The sequence below is a fragment of the Planosporangium thailandense genome, assembly GCF_011947195.1.
In the GTDB taxonomy this organism is placed as follows: Bacteria; Actinomycetota; Actinomycetes; order Mycobacteriales; family Micromonosporaceae; genus Planosporangium; species Planosporangium thailandense.
Map to the genome: position 1 here is coordinate 188,416 of NZ_JAATVY010000011.1, position 6,263 is coordinate 194,678.

Sequence of the window (6,263 nt, forward strand, 5' to 3'; positions counted from 1 at the left end):
AAGGTGAAGGAGGAGCTCCCGGCGTCGTCAGAAGCTGTCGCGCGGGACGTACGTTCCCCACACATCGCGCAGGGCGTGGCTGACCTCGCCGCCCGTCGCTCGCAAGCGCAGCGCCTCCCGCATGGGCAGGAGGACGTTGTCACTGCCCGACGCTGCGGCGCGCAGCTGGTCGAGGGCGCGGGCGACCGCGTCGTTGTCGCGCTCCTTGCGCAGCGCCGCAAGCCGCTCGCACTGGTCGACCTCGATCTGCGGGTCGACCCGAAGGGGCTCGTACGGCTCCTCCTCGTCCAGCGCGAACCGGTTCAGGCCCACCACCGTCCGCTCGCCCCGGTCGATCTCGAGCGCGGTCCGGTAGGCGGAGCGCTCGATCTCGCTCTTCTGGAAGCCCTGCTCGATGGCCGCCACGGCGCCACCACGGTCCTCGACCGCCTGGATCAGTTCCACCGCGGCAGCCTCCAGGTCGTCGGTCATCGCCTCGATGACGTAGGACCCCGCGAACGGGTCGACCGTCTTGGTGACGTCCGTTTCGTAGGCGATGACCTGTTGGGTGCGCAGCGCCAGGCGCGCGGCCTTCTGCGTCGGCAGCGCAATGGCCTCGTCGTAGGAGTTCGTGTGCAGACTCTGTGTCCCACCCAGAACCGCCCCGAGCCCCTGCAGGGCAACCCGTACCAGGTTGACTTCGGGTTGCTGCGCGGTCAGCTGAACACCGGCGGTCTGGGTGTGGAAGCGCAGCATCTGGCTCTTGGGGTTCTTCGCGCCGAACTCCTCACGCATGACGCGCGCCCAGATCCGCCGCGCCGCGCGGAACTTCGCCACCTCCTCCAGCAGCGTGGTCCGGGCGACGAAGAAGAACGACAATCGCGGCGCGAAGTCGTCGACGTCCAGCCCGGCCGCGATGGCCGTGCGGACGTACTCCTTGGCGTTGGCCAGCGTGAAGGCGATCTCCTGCACGGGCGTGGCACCCGCCTCGGCCATGTGGTAGCCGGAGATGGAGATCGTGTTCCAGCGGGGAATCTCGTTGCGGCAGTAGGCGAAGATGTCACTGATGAGGCGCAGCGAAGCCTTGGGCGGGTAGATGTAGGTGCCCCGGGCGATGTACTCCTTGAGCACGTCATTCTGAATCGTGCCCGTGAGCTGGTGCCCGGCGATTCCCTCGTCCTCGGCCACCAGTTGGTAGAGCAGTAGCAGCGTTGATGCCGGCGCGTTGATGGTCATCGAGGTGCTGACCTTGTCCAGTGGCAGTCCCTGGAACAGCGTGCGCATGTCATCGAGGGAATCGATGGCCACGCCGACCTTGCCCACCTCGCCGTGCGCGATCGGCTCGTCCGAGTCGTGGCCCATCTGGGTCGGCAGATCGAAGGCCACGGACAGCCCGCCCGTGCCGGCCTTGACCAACTGGTGGTAGCGCTCGTTGGATTCTTTGGCCGTGCCGAACCCGGCGTACTGGCGCATCGTCCACGGCTTGCCGGTGTACATCGTGGGGTACACACCGCGGGTGAAGGGATACTTCCCCGGCTCGCCCAGCTTGGCCTCCGGATCGAAGCCGTTGCGTGAAGACTCGTCGTAGACCGGTGCGATGGGAAGGCCGGACTCGCTGCGGGCAGCAGGGGGTATGGACACACCCGTACCGTAGTGGCACTAAGTGCCATGCAACAATCACTCCGTGCCTGTGATCTGGCACTCATTTCGGCCGTATGTGCTATCGTCCCGCTGTGTACCCCGCCGTCCCATCCGCCGCGCCGACCAGCGAATCCATCCGCGATCGCCTGGCGCGAGCGGCGTTCGCGCTGTTCGCCGACCAGGGGTACGAGAGCACGACCATCGACGACATCACGAGGGCGGCGGGGGTCGCACGGCGCACGTTCTTCCGGCACTTCCCCTCGAAGGAAGACGTGATCTTCCCCGATCACGACTCGGTCCTGGACCGTGTGCGTTGGTACCTCGGTGCCTCAACGAAGACCGAGCCGGTCTTCGCCGTGGCCGAGGCGACCAGGCTGATCTTTGAAAGCTTCATGGAAACGCCCGAACGGACGATCGCCCGCTACCGCCTCACTCGCGAGGTGTCCGCTCTCCGCGACCGCGAGGTTGCCAGTGTCGCCAAGTACGAGCGGGTCCTGAGTGACTACCTGCGAAGCAGGCTGCCCGACACCTCCGAGGCTGCCCTTGCTGCCCATATCGCGGCCGCGTCCTTTGTCGCCGCCCATAACCAGGTGCTTCGCGAGTGGTTGCGGTCCGGGGGAGCCAAGGACCCCCGCCCTGCCCTGGAGGCCGCAGTGGCGACGGTCTCCGACCTTATGGCGCCGCTGATCGTTCGTAGTAGCCGGCAAGGCCCATCGAGCGCCGGTTAGGGCAGCTACCGGGGCGCAGCCTCGGATCCGGTCATCGTAACGGCAGCGGCGGCCGCCTCGACTGGTCGAGGCGGCCGCCGCTGGTTGTTGGTTGTTACTTCCGGACGGAGATGAGCTGCGCCTCGTCGGTGCTGCGGTTGTCGTGGCTGACGACCATCAGGCCGAGGGCCGGCGACTTCGCGAACTCGGTGGCGTTCAGGGTCACCTTCTCCGTCGCCGACGTGTTCGGCTTGACGGTGTCGAACATGCCGGTGCTGACCGCCGGCGTGAACGCGTTGAAGGTGGCCGTGCCGTCAACCGTGTCCGACGTGTTGTCGGTCAGGCCGAACGACGTGACGTGGTAGCGCAGCCGCGGGTTGTCCTTCGACAGGCACGGCGAGCCGGCGTCGCAGAGCTGGCTTGTCAGGACCGGCAGCGCGATCGTGCTGCTGTCGTACGGCGCGTCGGCGAGGAACTCGATCGAGCCGGCGCCCGTGTGCAGGTTGAACACGGCCGTGGCCATCCGGCCGTCGTTCGAGCCGGCCGTGATCGCGCCGTAGTCGACGCCGACGACGGCGTAGTCGTCGACCCCGTCGCCGTTCACGTCGACGTACACGTCGAACTCGTTCGTCGCCGCGTTCGACCAGCGGTTGTAGGTGCTGATCGCGAACGCCAGGCCGCCGTCGAAGGCCTGCGCGCCGACCGCGCGGACGTCGTTGGAGCCGAGGCCCTTGTCCTTGCCGTCGGTCAGGCCCCAGGCGTACCAGTCGGCCGTACCGGTGGTCGCGCCCTTCTTGTTGGTCACGGTCGCGGTCGCGGCGCCCGTACGCGCCAACTGTTTGGTGTCGATCTCCGTGTTGATGTTGGAGACCGCCTGCGGCACCAGGTAGTACGGAACCGACAGCGCGACGCCGTTGTTGCCGCCGTTCTTCGGCGTGAACCGGACCAGGCCGGCCACGTCGTTGAACTTGCTCGAGTCGCCGGCGGTGGCCGCGGGTACGCGCAGGGTGACCTGCACCTCGGCGTCACCGCGAGCGGGGACCGTCACCTGAGACCTGTCGAACCCGATGGTGTGCGGGCTGCCCGCGTCCCGCGCGGTTCCCACGGTGAACGTGGCCGGCTTGTCGCTGAAGTTGCGCAGCTTGACCGTCTTCTCGACGTTGTAGTCCTTGCCCAGCTCCGCGAAGCCGTAGTTCAGCGTCGCCGTGCCCTTGTCGCCCTCGGCGACGACCTGGGTCTGGGTCGAGCCGACCGCCTGGATCAGCCCGGAACCGGCGACCCGCGTGGTGTAGCCGGCCACCTTGCCCGAGTCGGCCGTGTTCACAATCGCGGCCTTCCAGTACTGGACCTTCTTCCACGTCGGGTGGGCCTGGCGCACCAGCGCGGCCATGCCCGCGGTGTGCGGCGCCGCCATCGAGGTACCCGAGAGCACCTCGAAGCCGTTGCCGGTGCCGACGCCGGCCGAGGCGATGCTCACGCCGGGCGCGGTCACGTCCGGCTTGAGCCAGCTGTCACCCGTGCGCGGGCCACCCGAGGTGAAGTCCGCCGGGGCGAGGTAGGTCGGGTTGTCGAGGTTGAACGCGGAGAGCGACGCGGTGCCGCCATCCGCCGCGACGAACTTGGCAGCGTCGCTGCTCTTGACGCCGAGGAACGGGATGGTGACCGTGTACGCCTCGCCGGTGTCCGGGTTGCTCGTGATCGGACCCTCGAAAGGCGGCAGGCTGTTCGAGGTGTTCACCATCAGGACCGCTGCCGCGCCGGCCTGCTGGCCGTAGATGGCGCGGGAAACCCGACCACAGGTGCCGCGCTGGACGACGACCAGCTTTCCGGTTACGCCCGCGTTGACGTACTCCTGCGGGTCGCAGCCGAGCGAGATGCCGCCGCTCGGCGTCTTCAGCACCTTCACCGGCAGCGAGGTGCCGGGCAGGGCGAAGCCGTTCGCGTCGATCGCGTCGACGGTGCTGCCGGTGCTCAGCGCCACGTGCGCGCCCGGGAAGCTCGGCGTCGGGTCGTTCGCGGCCACGCTGATCACGCCGGTGCCGGAGGCCGGCGAGCCGGTGATGTACGGGTTCTGCCCGGAGTTGCCCGACGACGCCACGACGATGACGCCGTCGTGGGCGGCGTTCGCGGCGGCCACCGCGCTCGGGTCGTCAGCGGTGCCGAAGGGCGAGCCCAGCGACATGTTGATCACGTCCATGCCGTGGTCGACCGCCCAGTCGATCGCGTCGACGGTGACGTCCGTGGAGCCCTGGCAGCCGAACACGCGGATCGAGTACAGGTCGGCCTTGGGCGCGACGCCCGGCCCGACCGTCCACGAGTTGCCGCTGACCGTCGTGGCGTTGTACGGGCCGTGGTACGTCGTACCGTCGGCGAGCACGCCGAAGCCGACCGAGGTGCCGGCCACGTGCGTGCCGTGCCCGTTGCAGTCGAGCGGGTTCGGGTCCGGGTGCGGTACCGGCTGGTAGTCCGGGCTGCTCGGGTCGGCGTTGTAGCTGTCGCCGACGAGGTCGATGCCGCCCTTGACCTTGGGTGCGTTCGGACCGAACAGCGCGGGGTCGGCCGGCGCGGTCTCCGTCGCGTGCGCCTTCTGGTACGCCTCGGGCGTGCCCGGACCACCGAAGTCGGCGTGGGTGTAGTCGATACCGGTGTCGATCACCGCGACCTTGATGCCCTCACCGTGGAAGCCGGCGAGGCCGGCCCACGCTTCCGGCGCGCCGATGAGTGGAACGCCCTTGGTGTTGTCCGGCTTCATCGTCTGGATCCGGTGCACCGCCACCACGTTCGGCATGCTCAGCAGCGAGGCCGCCTGGCGCTCCGACATGCGCACCTTGACGCCGTTGTACGCGGACTGGTAATTGCCGAGCACAGTGCCGCCGAGGTCGCGGACGCGCTGCTCGACAGGGGTCTGCTGCGATCTCAACCGGTTCTTGTGCGCCTGCTTCTCGCTGCTGGTCAGCGGCGCGGGCGCGTCGGCGTCAGCGACGGCGACCGGGTCGCCGGCCAACTGCACCATCAGGGTGGCCTGCGCATTACTCAGGCCCAGCGGCTGATGGGCGACGGTCGAGCCGGGAGGCGCCGGCGTGAACCGATGGGCGGGGGTGGCGGCGCCCGCCGGTGAGGCGGCGCCGAGCGCGGCAAGGCTTGTGGCCACGAAACCGATGCCGGCGAGGCGGATGCCTCGCCGGGTGTCCACTGCGAAACGCAGGACACGTCTGGAACTCATCTCAACTCCTCCCACGCCCGCTTGATGCGGGGCGGTTACTGACTTCTACACGTGATGGACATCGATTACTAGTCACCGCGCGGGTATTTAGATGCGACGATGACCTGCGTCGAACGTGTAGGTGCCAGAACGTCGTTCGTGCGGGTGAGCTGGGGTTTCGTGGAGCAGTGCCGGCCGGGATGATCGGTGCGTGACGCTGACGCTGGCTGGGCGCGAGTACACGCAGGCTTGGCACGACGCAACCGATACATGAAGCGACCGCGACCATGGGGTCACGTTCGCCCGGCGGCTGCTGGCTCCGGGGTACCCAGGGCAAAGCCCGGAGCCAGCGCGCCCGGTCGAATCGGGTGTTCTTCGCGCACGGGGCGATCGCCCGCGAGGACTACCGTGCGGGCCGTCCGGCTGCCCGACCCGTCTACCTTCCGCAGGATCCGGTGTCGAGGTGGAAGTACTTCGTGTTGGCCCAGCGGCAGAGCCGCATGCCGAGGACGATGCCGGCGATCGTGATGAAGGCGGGAAGGTATCCGCTGGCGACCTGCACGATCGGGATCGCCGGGCAGCCACCCGAGATCGCCCAGCCGGTGCCGAACAGCACCGCGCCGGGTATCACGCCGGCGTGGATCCGTCCGGGTGTGCGGCGGACCCGCAGTACGGCGAAGGCGACGACGATGATCGCCACGGCACCGGCGAACGCGAACAGCATGCGCAGGTCC

General features: G+C 68.5%; 4 protein-coding genes. 1 reads left to right on the plus strand and 3 read right to left on the minus strand.

Features of this window, described 5'->3' with window-relative positions; all coding sequences use genetic code 11:
- Positions 1-27 precede the first annotated feature (27 nt).
- Positions 28-1,614 carry an acyl-CoA mutase large subunit family protein gene (locus HC031_RS17340; RefSeq protein WP_167926385.1) on the minus strand — a complete coding sequence of 529 codons (1,587 nt, stop codon included), beginning with the start codon at positions 1,612-1,614 and terminating at the stop codon, positions 28-30.
- A 98-nt stretch (positions 1,615-1,712) separates the two neighbouring features.
- On the opposite strand from HC031_RS17340, the gene HC031_RS17345 reads away from it, so the two are divergent.
- Entirely contained in the window at positions 1,713-2,348 is a 636-nt protein-coding gene (locus HC031_RS17345; RefSeq protein ID WP_338090707.1) for a TetR family transcriptional regulator, read from the plus strand.
- Between the two features lie 94 nt (positions 2,349-2,442).
- On the opposite strand, the gene HC031_RS17350 is transcribed toward HC031_RS17345, so the two are convergent.
- Positions 2,443-5,550 (minus strand): S8 family serine peptidase, encoded by a 3,108-nt coding sequence (locus HC031_RS17350; RefSeq protein WP_167926362.1) that lies wholly within the window; start codon positions 5,548-5,550, stop codon positions 2,443-2,445.
- A gap of 415 nt (positions 5,551-5,965) precedes the next feature.
- Positions 5,966-6,263 (minus strand): YeeE/YedE thiosulfate transporter family protein (locus HC031_RS17355; RefSeq protein WP_167926363.1); only part of this gene is annotated, 298 nt, incomplete at its 5' end.